The sequence below is a fragment of the Enterobacter sp. EC_50 genome (genome assembly GCF_019584525.1).
Classification (GTDB): Bacteria; Pseudomonadota; Gammaproteobacteria; order Enterobacterales; family Enterobacteriaceae; genus Enterobacter; species Enterobacter roggenkampii.
This window is the reverse complement of sequence record NZ_VDAF01000018.1, coordinates 18112-32832: the sequence shown is the minus strand read 5'-3', so window position 1 is coordinate 32832 and position 14721 is coordinate 18112. Positions and strand designations below refer to the sequence as shown.

General features: G+C 60.0%; 14 protein-coding genes. 13 read left to right on the top strand and 1 reads right to left on the bottom strand.

The features are described 5' to 3' along the window. Positions 1-40: 40 nt before the first annotated feature. On the bottom strand, positions 41-481 hold the full coding sequence (gene hpaR / locus FHC48_RS15750) for a homoprotocatechuate degradation operon regulator HpaR (RefSeq protein WP_008502106.1): 441 nt from the start codon (positions 479-481) through the stop codon (positions 41-43). A 270-nt stretch (positions 482-751) separates the two neighbouring features. Here hpaR and hpaG point away from each other — a divergent pair, with 270 nt between their 5' ends. From hpaG to FHC48_RS15685, 13 genes are all read left to right on the top strand, one after another. Next, complete coding sequence (gene hpaG, locus FHC48_RS15745) at positions 752-2029, top strand: 4-hydroxyphenylacetate degradation bifunctional isomerase/decarboxylase (RefSeq protein WP_059363093.1); 1278 nt, start codon at positions 752-754, stop codon at positions 2027-2029. Continuing rightward, a complete protein-coding gene (gene hpaE / locus FHC48_RS15740) occupies positions 2026-3492 on the top strand; it encodes a 5-carboxymethyl-2-hydroxymuconate semialdehyde dehydrogenase (RefSeq protein ID WP_049122727.1) in 1467 nt (488 codons plus the stop codon). The genes hpaG and hpaE overlap by 4 nt, the downstream gene beginning before the upstream one ends. Before the next feature lie 2 nt (positions 3493-3494). Then, positions 3495-4346: a 3,4-dihydroxyphenylacetate 2,3-dioxygenase gene (gene hpaD, locus FHC48_RS15735; protein WP_059363095.1), complete on the top strand. Its 852-nt coding sequence runs from the start codon at positions 3495-3497 to the stop codon at positions 4344-4346. Between the two features lie 9 nt (positions 4347-4355). After that, a complete protein-coding gene (locus FHC48_RS15730; RefSeq protein ID WP_008502110.1) occupies positions 4356-4736 on the top strand; it encodes a 5-carboxymethyl-2-hydroxymuconate Delta-isomerase in 381 nt (126 codons plus the stop codon). A gap of 106 nt (positions 4737-4842) precedes the next feature. Continuing rightward, positions 4843-5646: a 2-oxo-hept-4-ene-1,7-dioate hydratase gene (hpaH, locus tag FHC48_RS15725; protein ID WP_059363099.1), complete on the top strand. Its 804-nt coding sequence runs from the start codon at positions 4843-4845 to the stop codon at positions 5644-5646. A 9-nt stretch (positions 5647-5655) separates the two neighbouring features. Further along, the gene (gene hpaI / locus FHC48_RS15720; RefSeq protein WP_220418811.1) at positions 5656-6453 is read left to right on the top strand and encodes a 4-hydroxy-2-oxoheptanedioate aldolase; all 798 of its coding nucleotides are present in this window, start codon (positions 5656-5658) and stop codon (positions 6451-6453) included. A gap of 21 nt (positions 6454-6474) precedes the next feature. Beyond that, on the top strand, positions 6475-7827 hold the full coding sequence (gene hpaX / locus FHC48_RS15715) for a 4-hydroxyphenylacetate permease (RefSeq protein WP_045335609.1): 1353 nt from the start codon (positions 6475-6477) through the stop codon (positions 7825-7827). Next, positions 7799-8689, top strand: coding sequence for a 4-hydroxyphenylacetate catabolism regulatory protein HpaA (gene hpaA, locus FHC48_RS15710; RefSeq protein ID WP_059363104.1), 891 nt, complete (start codon positions 7799-7801; stop codon positions 8687-8689). The genes hpaX and hpaA overlap by 29 nt, the downstream gene beginning before the upstream one ends. A 195-nt stretch (positions 8690-8884) precedes the next feature. Then, positions 8885-10447: a 4-hydroxyphenylacetate 3-monooxygenase, oxygenase component gene (gene hpaB, locus FHC48_RS15705; RefSeq protein ID WP_008501307.1), complete on the top strand. Its 1563-nt coding sequence runs from the start codon at positions 8885-8887 to the stop codon at positions 10445-10447. Positions 10448-10464: 17 nt separating this feature from the next. Then, a complete protein-coding gene (locus FHC48_RS15700) occupies positions 10465-10977 on the top strand; it encodes a 4-hydroxyphenylacetate 3-monooxygenase reductase subunit (RefSeq protein ID WP_059363105.1) in 513 nt (170 codons plus the stop codon). Positions 10978-11155: 178 nt separating this feature from the next. Next, positions 11156-12073 carry a YafY family protein gene (locus tag FHC48_RS15695; protein ID WP_008501309.1) on the top strand — a complete coding sequence of 306 codons (918 nt, stop codon included), beginning with the start codon at positions 11156-11158 and terminating at the stop codon, positions 12071-12073. Positions 12074-12264: 191 nt separating this feature from the next. Beyond that, positions 12265-14418, top strand: a complete 2154-nt coding sequence (locus FHC48_RS15690; RefSeq protein ID WP_220418810.1) for a carbon starvation CstA family protein — start codon at positions 12265-12267, stop codon at positions 14416-14418. A gap of 96 nt (positions 14419-14514) precedes the next feature. After that, on the top strand, positions 14515-14718 hold the full coding sequence (locus FHC48_RS15685) for a YbdD/YjiX family protein (RefSeq protein ID WP_003856610.1): 204 nt from the start codon (positions 14515-14517) through the stop codon (positions 14716-14718). The last annotated feature ends 3 nt before the right edge of the window (positions 14719-14721 follow it).

Below are 14721 nucleotides of genomic sequence, written 5' to 3'. Positions count from 1 at the left end.
AGGGAAAACTTTACGAAATTCATCCTGAAATTTGTGGTTTTTACTCTTCTTCCCGCGCTGCGTTATGTCGGTTTCCGAGTTCAATAAACTCTTCCAGCAGCGCCGTCAGCTGTTTCATCTTCTCCGGCGTATATTCCGCCTCAATCTGCTGATACGCCTCCTCCACCTGCGCCTGGGCGTGCTCATACAGCGCATTGCCCTCTTTGGTCAGCGAGACGTACAGCTTGCGCTGGTCGTTCAGCGGCTTTAAGCGCAGCACCAGGCCGTCGCGCTCCATGCGCGTCAGAATGCCGGTGAGGCTCGGGCGCAAAATGCAGGTGCGAAACGCCAGATCGTGAAAATCCATCGACGGATGTTCAGCCAGCACGCGCACAATGCGCCACTGCTGCTCGGTCAGGTTATGGCGCTTCACGATCGGTCGGAAGTAGGACATCGCCGCTTCCCGCGCCTGCAGCAGCGCGATGGTTAATGAATCATGCATAGCCTCTCCCCTTCACATCATTAACACGTAAACAATTCATAAAAGATGCTTTTATAAACAACACGTTTTCCGTCAAAAAGTCTAACAGAAACCCATTAAGTTTATTAACACTCTGATTTTAATATCAATAAAAACCAACATGTAAATTTATTGTTATTCGTATCACAAATCTTTCACTTCTGATTGCGAAATAATCAGCAAAAGCATAAAACCAGATCATTAACATATTAATGAAATCCAAACCGGACCTCCGGCCTGAGGAGTATGTGAATGAAAGGTACCGTCTTTGCCGTCGCCCTCAACCATCAGAGCCAGCGCGAAGCCTGGCGAGAGGCGTTTGAAAAAGCCCCCTACAACACGCCGCCGAAAACGGCGGTGTGGTTTATCAAACCGCATAACACCGTGATTCGCGCGGGCGACCCCATTCCGTTCCCGCAGGGGGAAACGGTGCTGAGCGGCGCCACGGTAGCGCTGGTGGTCGGTAAAACCGCCAGCAAGGTGCGCGTGGAGGACGCCGCGGCGTACATCGCCGGATATGCGCTGGCCAACGAGGTGAGCCTGCCGGAAGAGAGCTTCTACCGTCCGGCCATCAAGGCCAAATGCCGCGACGGATTCTGCCCGCTCGGCGAACCGGTCGCCATTGATAACGTGGATAGCCTGACCATCATCACGGAGATCAACGGCCGCGAAGCGGACCACTGGAACACCGCCGATCTGCAGCGTAACGCTGCCGAACTGCTGAGCGCCCTGAGCGAGTTCGCCACCCTTAATCCCGGCGATGCGATCCTGCTCGGTACCCCGCACAGCCGCGTTGAGATCCGCCCGGGCGATCGGGTACGTATTCTGGCGGAAGGGTTTCCGCCGCTGGAAAACCCGGTGGTGGACGAGCGCGACGTCACTATTGCGCACCGCACGCCGCCGCACGCCACGCTGTTTGCCCTCGGCCTGAACTATGCCGATCACGCCAGCGAGCTGGACTTCAAGCCGCCCACCGAGCCGCTGGTCTTTATCAAAGCGCCGAACACCTTCAACGGCGACAACCAGACCTCGGTGCGCCCGAACAACGTCGAGTACATGCACTATGAAGCGGAGCTGGTGGTGGTCATCGGTAAAACCGCCCGCAAGGTGAGCGAAGCCGAGGCGATGGACTATGTTGCGGGCTACACGGTCTGCAACGACTACGCCATTCGTGACTATCTCGAAAACTACTACCGCCCGAACCTGCGGGTGAAAAGCCGCGACGGGCTGACCCCCATTTCCCCCAACATCGTGCCAAAAGAAGCCATTCCCGACCCGCACAACCTCGCCCTGCGCACCTTCGTTAACGGCGAGCTGCGTCAGGAAGGCACCACGGCGGATCTGATCTTCAGCATCCCGTTCCTGATCGCCTACCTGAGCGACTTTATGACCCTGCAGCCGGGCGACATGATTGCCACCGGCACGCCGAAGGGGCTGTCCGACGTGGTGCCGGGCGATGAGGTGGTGGTGGAAGTGGAAGGCGTGGGACGCCTGGTGAACCGAATTGTGAGTGAGGAGACGGCAAAATGAAAAAGATAAACCATTGGATCAACGGTAAAAACGTCGCGGGCAGCGACTACTTCCACACCACTAACCCGGCCTCCGGCGAGGTCCTGGCAGAAGTGGCCGCCGGCGGCGAGGCCGAAATCCATCAGGCCGTTGCCGCCGCCAAAGAGGCGTTCCCGAAGTGGGCTAACCTGCCGATGAAGGAGCGCGCGCGCCTGATGCGTCGCCTGGGCGATCTGATCGACCAGAACGTGCCCGAGATCGCCGCCATGGAAACCGCCGATACCGGGCTGCCGATCCACCAGACCAAAAACGTGCTCATTCCGCGCGCCTCGCACAACTTCGAATTTTTCGCCGAGGTGTGCCAGCAGATGAACGGCAAGACCTACCCGGTCGACGACAAGATGCTCAACTACACCCTGGTGCAGCCGGTGGGCGTCTGCGCGCTGGTGTCGCCGTGGAACGTGCCGTTTATGACCGCCACCTGGAAGGTCGCGCCCTGTCTGGCCTTAGGCAATACCGCGGTGCTGAAGATGTCCGAGCTCTCCCCGCTCACCGCCGACCGTCTGGGCGAGCTCGCCCTGGAGGCGGGTATTCCGGCGGGCGTGCTCAACGTGGTGCAGGGCTACGGCGCGACGGCAGGCGATGCGCTGGTGCGGCATCACGACGTGCGCGCCGTCTCCTTCACCGGCGGCACCGCCACCGGGCGCAACATCATGAAAAACGCCGGGCTGAAGAAGTACTCCATGGAGCTGGGCGGCAAATCCCCGGTGCTGATTTTTGAAGACGCGGATATCGAGCGCGCGCTGGACGCCGCCCTGTTCACCATCTTCTCCATCAACGGCGAGCGCTGCACCGCGGGCTCGCGCATCTTTATCCAGCAGAGCATCTACCCGGAATTCGTCAAGCGCTTTGCCGAGCGCGCCAGCCGCCTGCGCGTGGGCGACCCGACCGATCCGAACACCCAGATTGGCGCGCTCATCAGCCAACAGCACTGGGAAAAGGTCTCCGGCTATATCCGCCTGGGCATTGAGGAAGGCGCAACCCTGCTGGCGGGCGGCCCGGACAAACCGACCGATCTGCCTGCGCACCTGAAGGGCGGCAACTTCCTGCGTCCGACCGTGCTGGCGGACGTCGACAACCGCATGCGCGTGGCGCAGGAGGAGATCTTCGGGCCGGTGGCCTGCCTGCTGCCGTTCAAGGACGAAGCGGAAGGGCTGCGCCTGGCCAACGACGTGGAGTACGGCCTGGCGTCATACATCTGGACCCAGGACGTCAGCAAAGTGCTGCGCCTGGCGCGCAGCATTGAAGCCGGCATGGTGTTCGTCAACACCCAGAACGTGCGCGACCTGCGCCAGCCGTTTGGCGGCGTGAAGGCCTCCGGCACCGGCCGCGAGGGCGGCGAGTACAGCTTCGAGGTATTCGCGGAGATGAAGAACGTCTGCATCTCCATGGGCGACCATCCGATTCCAAAGTGGGGGATCTGAAAATGGGCAAATTAGCGTTAGCGGCAAAAATCACCCACGTGCCGTCGATGTATCTCTCCGAACTGCCGGGCAAAAACCACGGCTGCCGCCAGGGCGCCATCGACGGACACAAAGAGATCAGCAAGCGCTGCCGGGAGCTGGGCGTCGATACCATTATCGTCTTCGACACCCACTGGCTGGTGAACAGCGCGTATCACATCAACTGTGCGGACCATTTTTCGGGCGTCTACACCAGCAACGAGCTGCCGCACTTTATCCGCGACATGACCTACGACTACGACGGCAACCCGGAACTCAGCCAGCTGATCGCCGACGAAGCGGTGAAGCGTGGCGTGCGCGCCAAAGCGCACAACATTCCGAGCCTCAAGCTTGAGTACGGCACGCTGGTGCCAATGCGCTACATGAACGCGGATAAGCACTTCAAGGTGGTCTCCATCTCGGCGTTCTGCACGGTTCACGACTTCGCCGACAGCCGCAGGCTGGGCGAGGCCATCGTCAGCGCCATTGAGAAATACGACGGCACCGTGGCGGTACTCGCCAGCGGCTCGCTGTCGCACCGCTTTATCGACGACCAGCGCGCGGAAGAAGGGATGAACAGCTACACCCGGGAGTTCGACCGCCAGATGGACGAGCGCGTGGTGAAGCTGTGGCGCGAGGGTCAGTTCAAAGAATTCTGCAGCATGCTGCCGGAGTACGCCGACTACTGCTACGGCGAGGGCAACATGCACGACACGGTGATGCTGCTGGGGATGCTCGGCTGGGACAAATACGACGGCAAGGTGGAGTTTCTCACCGAGCTGTTCGCCAGCTCCGGCACCGGCCAGGTCAACGCTGTTTTCCCCCTGCCCGCGTAAGGAGCCTCCATGCCGCACTTTATTGCTGAATGTACCGACAACATCCGCGAGCAGGCCGACCTGCCGGGACTGTTCGCCAAAGTGAACGAGGCGCTCGCCGCCACGGGCATCTTCCCTATCGGCGGTATCCGCAGCCGCGCCCACTGGCTGGACACCTGGCAGATGGCCGACGGCAAGCACGATTACGCCTTTGTCCATATGACGCTGAAGATTGGCGCGGGGCGCAGTCTGGAGAGCCGGGAAGAGGTCGGTGAAATGCTGTTTGCGCTGATTAAAACGCACTTCGCGGCGCTGATGGCGAGCCGCTATCTGGCGCTGTCGTTTGAGCTGGACGAGCTGCACCCGACGCTCAATTACAAACAAAACAACGTGCACGCGTTGTTTAAGTAGACATCTTTTCCGCCCGGTGGCGCTTCGCTTACCGGACCTACAACGGCTCGAACGTAGGCCGGGTAAGCGCAGCGCCACCCGGCAACAGCCGCATAAAGGATACGCCATGCTCGATAAACACACCCATACCCTGATCGCCCATCGTCTGCATCAGGCGGAGCAGTCCCGGGAGCAGATCCGCCAGCTCTCCCTCGACTACCCGACGATCACTATCGACGACGCCTACGCCGTCCAGCGCGAATGGGTCAGCCTGAAGATCGCCGAAGGCCGCGTGCTGAAGGGCCACAAGATCGGCCTGACGTCCAAAGCGATGCAGGCCAGCTCGCAGATTAGCGAGCCGGACTACGGCGCGCTGCTGGACGACATGTTCTTCCACGACGGCAGCGACATTCCCGTGGATCGCTTTATCGTCCCGCGCATTGAAGTGGAGCTGGCGTTCGTGCTGGCAAAACCGCTGCGCGGCCCGAACTGCACGATCTTCGACGTCTACAACGCCACGGACTACGTGATCCCCGCGCTGGAGCTGATCGACGCCCGCTGCCACAACGTCGACCCGGACACCCAGCGCCCGCGCAAGGTGTTCGACACCATCTCCGATAACGCCGCCAACGCGGGCGTGATCCTCGGCGGCCGTCCGATTAAGCCCGACGCGCTGGACCTGCGCTGGATCTCCGCCCTGCTCTACCGCAACGGCGTGATCGAAGAGACCGGCGTTGCCGCAGGCGTCCTTAACCACCCGGCCAACGGCGTGGCGTGGCTGGCAAACAAGCTCGCCCCGTATGACGTGCAGCTGGAGCCTGGCCAGATCGTTCTCGGCGGCTCGTTTACCCGCCCGGTGCCCGCCAGCAGAGGCGACACCTTCCACGTGGACTACGGCAACATGGGCTCCATCAGCTGCCGCTTTGTTTAGGAGAGGAACATGCAAAACGCATTCAAAGCGGCGCTGCAGGCGGGCCGCCCGCAAATTGGCCTATGGCTGGGGCTGACCAGCAGCTACAGCGCCGAGCTGCTGGCCGGGGCAGGCTTCGACTGGCTGCTGATCGACGGCGAGCATGCGCCAAACAGCGTGCAGACCGTCCTGACCCAGCTGCAGGCCATCGCCCCTTACCCCAGCCAGCCGGTGGTCCGCCCGGCGTGGAACGACCCGGTGCAGATCAAACAGCTGCTGGACGTGGGCGCACAAACTCTGCTGGTGCCGATGGTACAAAACGCCGACGAAGCGCGGCAGGCGGTACGTGCCACCCGCTACCCGCCCGCGGGCATTCGCGGCGTCGGCAGCGCCCTGGCGCGCGCCTCGCGCTGGAACCGCATTCCGGATTACCTGCAGCAGGCCAACGACGCCATGTGCGTGCTGGTGCAGATTGAAACCCGCGAGGCGCTGAAAAACCTGCCGCAGATCCTGGACGTAGAAGGCGTCGACGGCGTGTTTATCGGCCCGGCGGATCTGAGCGCCGACATGGGCTTTGCCGGCAATCCGCAGCACCCGGAGGTGCAGGCCGCCATTGAGCAGGCGATCGCGCAGATACGCGCTGCCGGTAAAGCTCCCGGCATCCTGATGGCGAATGAACTGCTGGCAAAACGCTATCTTGAGCTCGGCGCGCTGTTTGTTGCCGTCGGGGTCGACACTACCCTGCTTGCCCGCGGCGCGGAAGCGCTGGCGGCACGCTTTATCGAAAAACCGGTTACGTCAGTTAATAACAATAAATCCGTCTACTAAACGTAAGATCTGGAGCGCACCATGACGACCTCTACCCTGCAAACCCATGATAATAAAGCCGTTGAACACCGCGTCATTCACAAGCTGTTCCGACGCCTGATCGTCTTTCTCTTTATCCTGTTTGTTTTCTCGTTTCTCGATCGCATCAACATCGGCTTCGCCGGGCTGACGATGGGCAAAGATCTGGGCCTCACCTCAACCATGTTTGGCCTGGCCGCGACGCTCTTTTACGTCACCTACGTGCTGTGCGGGATCCCGAGCAACATCATGCTGGCGAAGATCGGCGCGCGCCGCTGGATCGCCGGGATCATGGTAGTGTGGGGTATTGCCTCCACCTGCACCATGTTCGCCACCAGCCCCGAAACCCTCTACGTTCTGCGCATGCTGGTGGGCATTGCCGAAGCCGGCTTCCTACCGGGGATTCTGGTCTACCTCACCTGGTGGTTCCCGGCCTATCACCGCGCCCGCGCCAACGCGCTGTTTATGATTGCCATGCCGGTCACCATGATGCTCGGCTCAATCCTCTCTGGGTACATTCTGGCGATGGACGGGCTGTGGAACCTCAAGGGCTGGCAGTGGCTGTTCCTGCTGGAAGGGCTGCCGTCGGTGGTGCTCGGCGTGGTGACCTGGTTTTACCTCAACGACACCCCGGATCAGGCCACCTGGCTGGATGAGGACGAAAAGCGGGCGCTCAAAACGATGATCGCCCGCGAGCAGGAGGTCGCGATTGCCCAATCCGTCACGCCGCGCTCGACGCTGCGCGAGGTACTGACCCCGGCGGTGCTGCTCTACACGCTGGCCTACTTCTGCCTGACCAATACGCTGAGCGCGATCAACATATGGACCCCGCAGATCCTGCAAAGCTTTAACACGGGGAGCAGCAACATCGTCATCGGCCTGCTGGCGGCGATCCCGCAGTTCTGCACCATCCTCGGGATGATCTGGTGGAGCCGCCGTTCCGACAGGCTGAAAGAGCGAAAAAAGCACACCATCCTGCCGTACCTGTTCGCCGCGGCGGGATGGATGCTGGCCTCCGCGACCGATCACAGCCTGATCCAGCTGCTTGGCATCATCATGGCCTCAACCGGATCGTTTACCGCCATGGCGATATTCTGGACCACGCCGGATCGGGTGATTAGCCTGCAGTCCCGCGCGGTGGCGCTGGCGGTGATCAACGCCATCGGCAACGTCGGCTCCGCCGTTAGCCCATTGCTGATTGGGATCCTGCGCGACGCGACCGGCAGCTTCAGCTCGGGACTGTGGTTCGTGGCGGGTCTGCTGGTGGTCGGCGCGCTGGTGCTGACGCGTATCCCGATGACGCAGCGGGATCAACAGAGGAACGATCATGTGCCAGAGCCCTATCGCCAACATTGATATCAGCAAGGAGTACGACGAAAGTCTGGGCACCGACGATGTGCACTACCAGTCGTTCGCCCGCATGGCGGCCTTTTTTGGCCGCGACATGCAGGCGCATCGTCACGACCAGTACTTTCAGATGCACTTTCTCGATACCGGGCAGATTGAGCTCCAGCTCGACGATCACCGCTATTCGGTGCAGGCCCCGCTGTTCGTCCTCACCCCACCGTCGGTGCCGCACGCGTTTATCACCGAATCCGACAGCGACGGACACGTGCTGACGGTGCGCGAGGATCTGATCTGGCCGCTGCTGGAGGTGCTCTACCCCGGCACGCGGGAGGCGTTTGGCCTGCCGGGGATCTGCCTCTCGCTGGCCGACAGGCCGGGCGAGCTGGCGGCGCTAAAGCACTACTGGCAGCTCATTGCCCGGGAATCCACGGAGCAGCTGCCCGGGCGCGAGCATACGCTGGTCCTGCTGGCCCAGGCGGTGTTTACCCTGCTGCTGCGCAACGCGAAGCTCGACGACCACGCGTCAGGCGGCATGCGCGGCGAGCTGAAGCTGTTCCAGCGGTTTACCCAGCTGATCGACACCCACTACCACCAGCACTGGACGGTGCCGGAATACGCCAGCGAGCTGCACCTGACCGAATCCCGTCTGACCGATATCTGTCGCCGCTTCGCCAACCGGCCGCCAAAACGGCTGATCTTCGACCGCCAGCTGCGCGAGGCCCGACGCCTGCTGCTCTTCTCCGACAGCACCGTCAGCGAGATTGCCTGGCAGCTGGGGTTCAAAGATCCGGCCTATTTCGCCCGCTTTTTTAATCGCTTAGTGGGGTGCTCGCCGAGCGCGTATCGGGCGCAGAAAGTACCGGTTTCCTGAGCGCATCACGGTTCGTAGGGCGGGTAAGCGCAGCGCCACCCGCCGAAAAGCCGCACAGATCACAAAACCACAACCCACCCGAAAAGTACCCGTCGTTGTCCCAATCGTCCCTTCACGTTACGCCCCTCTCAGGCTTCAATTAAACAACAAAAACAAAACATAAATTTAACAACACAATTCCGATACGAGGTCCCTATGAAGCCTGAAGAGTTCCGCGCTGATGCCAAACGCCCGTTAACCGGTGAAGAGTATTTAAAAAGCCTGCAGGACGGGCGTGAGATTTACATCTACGGCGAGCGCGTCAAAGACGTCACCACCCATCCGGCGTTTCGCAATGCGGCGGCCTCCATCGCGCAGATGTACGACGCGCTGCACAAGCCGGACATGCAGGACACGCTGTGCTGGGGCACCGACACCGGCAGCGGCGGCTATACCCACAAGTTCTTCCGCGTGGCGAAAAGCGCCGACGACCTGCGCCAGCAGCGCGACGCCATCGCCGAGTGGTCGCGCCTGAGCTACGGCTGGATGGGCCGCACGCCGGACTACAAAGCCGCGTTCGGCTGCGCGCTGGGCGCCAACCCGGCCTTCTACGGCCAGTTCGAGCAGAACGCCCGGAACTGGTACACCCGCATTCAGGAAACCGGCCTGTACTTCAACCACGCCATCGTCAACCCGCCGATCGACCGCCACAAGCCGGCGGACGAGGTGAAAGACGTCTACATCAAGCTGGAGAAAGAGACCGACGCCGGGATTATCGTCAGCGGCGCGAAAGTGGTGGCCACCAACTCCGCCCTGACCCACTACAACATGATCGGCTTCGGCTCCGCGCAGGTGATGGGCGAAAACCCAGACTTCGCGCTGATGTTCGTCGCGCCGATGGACGCCGAGGGCGTGAAGCTGATCTCCCGCGCCTCCTACGAGATGGTGGCAGGCGCAACCGGCTCCCCGTACGACTACCCGCTCTCCAGCCGCTTTGACGAGAACGACGCGATCCTGGTGATGGATCACGTGCTGATCCCGTGGGAAAACGTGCTGATTTACCGCGATTTCGACCGCTGCCGCCGGTGGACGATGGAAGGCGGCTTTGCGCGAATGTACCCGCTGCAGGCCTGCGTGCGCCTGGCGGTGAAGCTCGACTTCATCACCGCCCTGCTGAAGAAATCCCTGGAGTGTACCGGCACCCTGGAGTTCCGCGGCGTGCAGGCGGATCTCGGCGAAGTGGTGGCCTGGCGCAACATGTTCTGGGCGCTGAGCGACTCCATGTGTTCCGAAGCCACCCCGTGGGTAAACGGCGCGTATCTTCCTGACCACGCGGCGTTGCAGACCTACCGCGTGATGGCCCCGATGGCCTACGCCAAGATCAAGAACATCATCGAGCGTAACGTCACCTCCGGGCTGATCTACCTGCCGTCCAGCGCCCGGGATCTGAACAACCCGCAGATCGACCAGTATCTGGCGAAATACGTGCGCGGCTCCAACGGCATGGACCACGTCGAACGCATCAAGATTTTGAAGCTGATGTGGGACGCCATCGGCAGCGAGTTTGGCGGCCGTCACGAGCTGTACGAAATTAACTACTCCGGCAGCCAGGATGAAATTCGCCTGCAGTGTCTGCGCCAGGCGCAGAGCTCCGGCAATATGGACAAGATGATGGCGATGGTCGACCGCTGTATGTCCGAATACGACCAACACGGCTGGACGGTGCCACACCTGCACAACAACAGCGATATCAACATGCTGGACAAGCTGCTGAAATAGCGCAGCGGGAGGTTGCAATGCATTCAGATGAACAACGCCTGCGTTTTCGCGACGCAATGAGTAGCCTGTCGGCGGCGGTTAACGTGGTCACCACCGAGGGCGAGGCGGGCCGCTGCGGCATCACCGCCACCGCCGTCTGCTCGGTCACGGACACCCCGCCGTCGGTCATGGTGTGCATCAACGCCAACAGCGCCATGAACCCGGTATTCCAGGGCAACGGCAGGCTGTGCGTTAACGTGCTGAACCACGAGCAGGAGATCATGGCGCGCCATTTCGCCGGGATGACCGGTATGACGATGGAAGAGCGCTTTGCCCTCTCCTGCTGGCAGAAAGGGCCGCTGGCGCAGCCGGTGTTGAAGGGCGCGCTGGCCAGCCTTGAAGGCGATATAAGCCAGGTGCAAACCATCGGCACGCATCTGGTTTATCTGGTTGAAATTAAAAACATCATTCTGAGTGACGCGGGCCACGGCCTGATCTACTTCAGACGCCGCTTCCACCCGGTCATGCTGGAGACGGAAGTCGCCGTGTGATCCCCCCTCGCGCTGGCCTTTTTTCCGGCCAGCGCCGCTTTCTGCAAAAACTCCTAAGGTTTCCGCTAAATCACGCCGTTATATACCCATAAGAGAAATTTTCTGTGCCTGAATACTGACGCCGCCTGTCAGTGCACCCGCATCATTCAGCGCATACCTATATATACAGGATGACCTTATGGCTAAAACGACGCGGAGCCGCTCGGCTGAACGTCTGGTCGATATTCTCCTTGAGCTACATTTAAACGGTGTGGTAAACCGCGGTGCGCTAATGGAGAAATTTAAAATTACCGAACGCACCGTCTACCGGGATTTAAATGCCCTCTCGCCCATTGTTGAACATACCGGTAACGGTCTATATCGGCTGATTCATTCCGCACAATCGCCGGGTGGGCAAGGATTGCATCACACTCTGGCTAACTTTCTGAATGCCGACAGCTTTTTCCCTGAAAGAAATATGGAATTCTGGCAAAAGCTTGAAACGCGCGTAGACGAAAACCATATTCTTATTCTTGGCAATGAAGCGGAACATACGGTAGAACGCGATATTCGCCGTCATTTAACGAAAATCGAGAAATCGATTAAAAACCATAATGTTTGCCAGATCGTTTATAAGGGTAAAACCCGCCTGATTAATCCCTATAAACTCATTAACAAAAAAAATATATGGTATTTACAAGCCACCGAAAATAGCCGGCTGAAATCCTTCTCATTGAGCCAGATTAGCTGGTTTGATATTCAGAAAACGACCTTCACTCCCGAAGAAAATGTTCTTGAGCTGCTGGAGAAAAGCCTCGATCCCTGGGTGTCCGAAGATACTTTCGCGGTGAAAATATTCATCAAAGATAATATTTCACATTACTTCCTGCGCCGGGATCTTCTGCCGGAACAGGAGCTGCTGGAGGAGCAGCAGGACGGCGTCACGCTGCGCTGCCAGGCGGCCCACGAGAACCAGATCCTGCCGCTGCTGTTCTACTGGCTCCCCCATATTCAGATCCTGGAACCGAGCTGGCTGAAGGAGAAACTCATCAGGACGCTGGAGAGCTATCTGGCCGTAGAGCGCAACCCGAATAATCAAGTGATCTCAATCACATAATTTCGCCCTCTGGCGGCGCGCCGAAACCGCTCGTCGCCGCCTTTGACCGCTCACCCGGCACTTTCAACCACTCATTCATTTACCGTCCTTTACGCGCGCGGGGATCTGGCACGATCGCTCCAGCATTAATCAATACCTCCTCACAACGAACCCTGACCCTTTTTTCTTTACATAAAAAACCAGGTCTTACTATGGATACTAAAAAACTACTGAAGCACGTGCCCTGGGCCTTACTCGGGATCCTCGGTGCTTTCTGTCTGGCGGTTGTCGCATTACGCCGGGGCGAACACGTCAGCGCCCTGTGGATCGTGGTCGCGTCGGTTTCCGTCTACCTTGTGGCTTATCGCTACTACAGCTTATACATCGCGCAGAAGGTCATGAAGCTCGACCCGACGCGTGCCACCCCGGCGGTCATTAACAATGACGGCCTGAACTACGTGCCTACCAACCGCTACGTGCTGTTTGGTCACCACTTTGCCGCCATCGCAGGCGCTGGCCCGCTGGTCGGCCCGGTACTGGCCGCGCAGATGGGCTACCTGCCGGGTACGCTCTGGCTGCTGGCGGGCGTGGTGCTGGCGGGGGCGGTGCAGGACTTTATGGTGCTGTTTATCTCCTCGCGCCGTAACGGTTCGTCGCTGGGTGAGATGATCAAAGAAGAGATGGGCCGCGTGCCGGGCACCATCGCCCTCTTTGGCTGCTTCCTGATCATGATCATCATCCTCGCGGTGCTGGCACTGATCGTGGTGAAAGCGCTGGCCGAAAGTCCGTGGGGCGTCTTCACCGTCTGCTCTACCGTACCGATTGCGCTGTTCATGGGCATCTACATGCGCTTCCTGCGCCCTGGCCGCGTTGGCGAGGTGTCGGTGATCGGTATCGTGCTGCTGGTCGCCTCCATCTACTTCGGCGGCGTGATTGCGCACGACCCGTACTGGGGCCCGGCGCTGACCTTTAAAGACACCACCATCACCTTCGCGCTGATCGGTTACGCATTCGTTTCTGCCCTGCTGCCGGTGTGGCTGATTCTGGCTCCGCGCGACTACCTGGCGACCTTCCTGAAAATCGGCGTGATCGTCGGGCTGGCCATCGGGATTGTGATCATCAACCCTGAGCTGAAAATGCCGGCGGTAACCCAGTACATTGACGGTACCGGTCCGCTGTGGAAAGGCGCCCTGTTCCCGTTCCTGTTTATCACTATCGCCTGCGGTGCCGTGTCTGGCTTCCACGCGCTGATCTCCTCCGGCACCACGCCGAAGCTGATGGCCAATGAAACCGACGCGCGCTTCATCGGTTACGGCGCAATGCTCATGGAGTCCTTCGTGGCGATCATGGCGCTGGTTGCGGCGTCGATTATCGAGCCTGGCCTGTACTTCGCGATGAACACGCCACCAGCGGGTCTGGGCATCACCATGCCTAACCTGCATGAGATGGGCGGCGAAAATACCGCGCTGATCATGGCGCAGCTGAAAGAGGCCAGCGCACACGCGGCGGCGACCGTCAGCTCCTGGGGCTTTGTGATTTCGCCTGAGCAGATCATGCAGACCGCGAAAGACATCGGCGAACCGTCCGTGCTGAACCGCGCAGGTGGTGCGCCGACGCTGGCGGTAGGTATCGCACACGTGTTCCACAAAGTGCTGCCGTGGGCGGACATGGGCTTCTGGTACCACTTCGGTATTCTGTTCGAAGCGCTGTTCATCCTCACCGCGCTGGATGCCGGTACCCGTGCGGGCCGCTTCATGCTGCAGGATCTGCTGGGTAACTTCGTGCCGTTCCTGAAGAAAACCGACTCTCTGGTGGCGGGCGTACTCGGCACCGCGGGCTGCGTAGGCCTGTGGGGTTACCTGCTGTATCAGGGCGTGGTTGACCCACTCGGCGGCGTGAAGAGCCTGTGGCCGCTGTTCGGTATCTCTAACCAGATGCTGGCGGCCGTGGCCCTGGTGCTGGGTACCGTAGTCCTCGTGAAGATGAAACGTACCAAATACATCTGGGTTACCGTGGTGCCTGCGCTGTGGCTGCTGCTCTGCACCACCTGGGCGCTGGGTCTGAAGCTGTTCAGCACCAACCCGCAGCTGGAAGGCTTCTTCTTCATGGCTAACCAGTACAAAGAGAAGATTGCCGCAGGCGGCGCGGATTTAACCGCGCAGCAGATTGCCAACATGAACCATATCGTGGTGAACAACTACACCAACGCGGGTCTGAGCATTCTGTTCCTGGTGGTGGTGTACAGCATCATCTTCTACGGCATCAAAACCTGGATGAAAGTGCGCAACATCGATGGCCGCACGGATAAAGAAACCCCGTACGTGCCGGTACCGGAAGACGGCGTGAAGACCTCTTCACACCACTAAAACAATGGCGGGCGGCGCTGCGCTGACCCGCCCTACAACGGTACTGTAGGCCCGGATCGCTGCGCGCCACCGGGCTTTTTCTTATCAGGACACGTTATGTTTGGTAACTTAGGCGAAGCAAAAAAATACCTCGGTCAGGCGGCGAAAATGCTGATTGGCATCCCGGACTATGACAACTACGTTGAGCATATGAAGACCAACCATCCGGATAAGCCGTACATGACCTACACCGAATTCTTCCGCGAGCGTCAGGAAGCGCGCTACGGCGGAAGTGGAGAAGGCGGCGTCCGCTGCTGCTAAAGG

Bases quoted from the DNA above. Each gene is read 5' to 3' on its own strand.
- hpaR (WP_008502106.1), bottom strand. From the start codon at position 481: ATGCATGATTCATTAACCATCGCGCTGCTGCAGGCGCGGGAAGCGGCG.
- hpaG (WP_059363093.1), top strand. From the start codon at position 752: ATGAAAGGTACCGTCTTTGCCGTCGCCCTCAACCATCAGAGCCAGCGC.
- hpaE (WP_049122727.1), top strand. From the start codon at position 2,026: ATGAAAAAGATAAACCATTGGATCAACGGTAAAAACGTCGCGGGCAGC.
- hpaD (WP_059363095.1), top strand. From the start codon at position 3,495: ATGGGCAAATTAGCGTTAGCGGCAAAAATCACCCACGTGCCGTCGATG.
- FHC48_RS15730 (WP_008502110.1), top strand. From the start codon at position 4,356: ATGCCGCACTTTATTGCTGAATGTACCGACAACATCCGCGAGCAGGCC.
- hpaH (WP_059363099.1), top strand. From the start codon at position 4,843: ATGCTCGATAAACACACCCATACCCTGATCGCCCATCGTCTGCATCAG.
- hpaI (WP_220418811.1), top strand. From the start codon at position 5,656: ATGCAAAACGCATTCAAAGCGGCGCTGCAGGCGGGCCGCCCGCAAATT.
- hpaX (WP_045335609.1), top strand. From the start codon at position 6,475: ATGACGACCTCTACCCTGCAAACCCATGATAATAAAGCCGTTGAACAC.
- hpaA (WP_059363104.1), top strand. From the start codon at position 7,799: ATGTGCCAGAGCCCTATCGCCAACATTGATATCAGCAAGGAGTACGAC.
- hpaB (WP_008501307.1), top strand. From the start codon at position 8,885: ATGAAGCCTGAAGAGTTCCGCGCTGATGCCAAACGCCCGTTAACCGGT.
- FHC48_RS15700 (WP_059363105.1), top strand. From the start codon at position 10,465: ATGCATTCAGATGAACAACGCCTGCGTTTTCGCGACGCAATGAGTAGC.
- FHC48_RS15695 (WP_008501309.1), top strand. From the start codon at position 11,156: ATGGCTAAAACGACGCGGAGCCGCTCGGCTGAACGTCTGGTCGATATT.
- FHC48_RS15690 (WP_220418810.1), top strand. From the start codon at position 12,265: ATGGATACTAAAAAACTACTGAAGCACGTGCCCTGGGCCTTACTCGGG.
- FHC48_RS15685 (WP_003856610.1), top strand. From the start codon at position 14,515: ATGTTTGGTAACTTAGGCGAAGCAAAAAAATACCTCGGTCAGGCGGCG.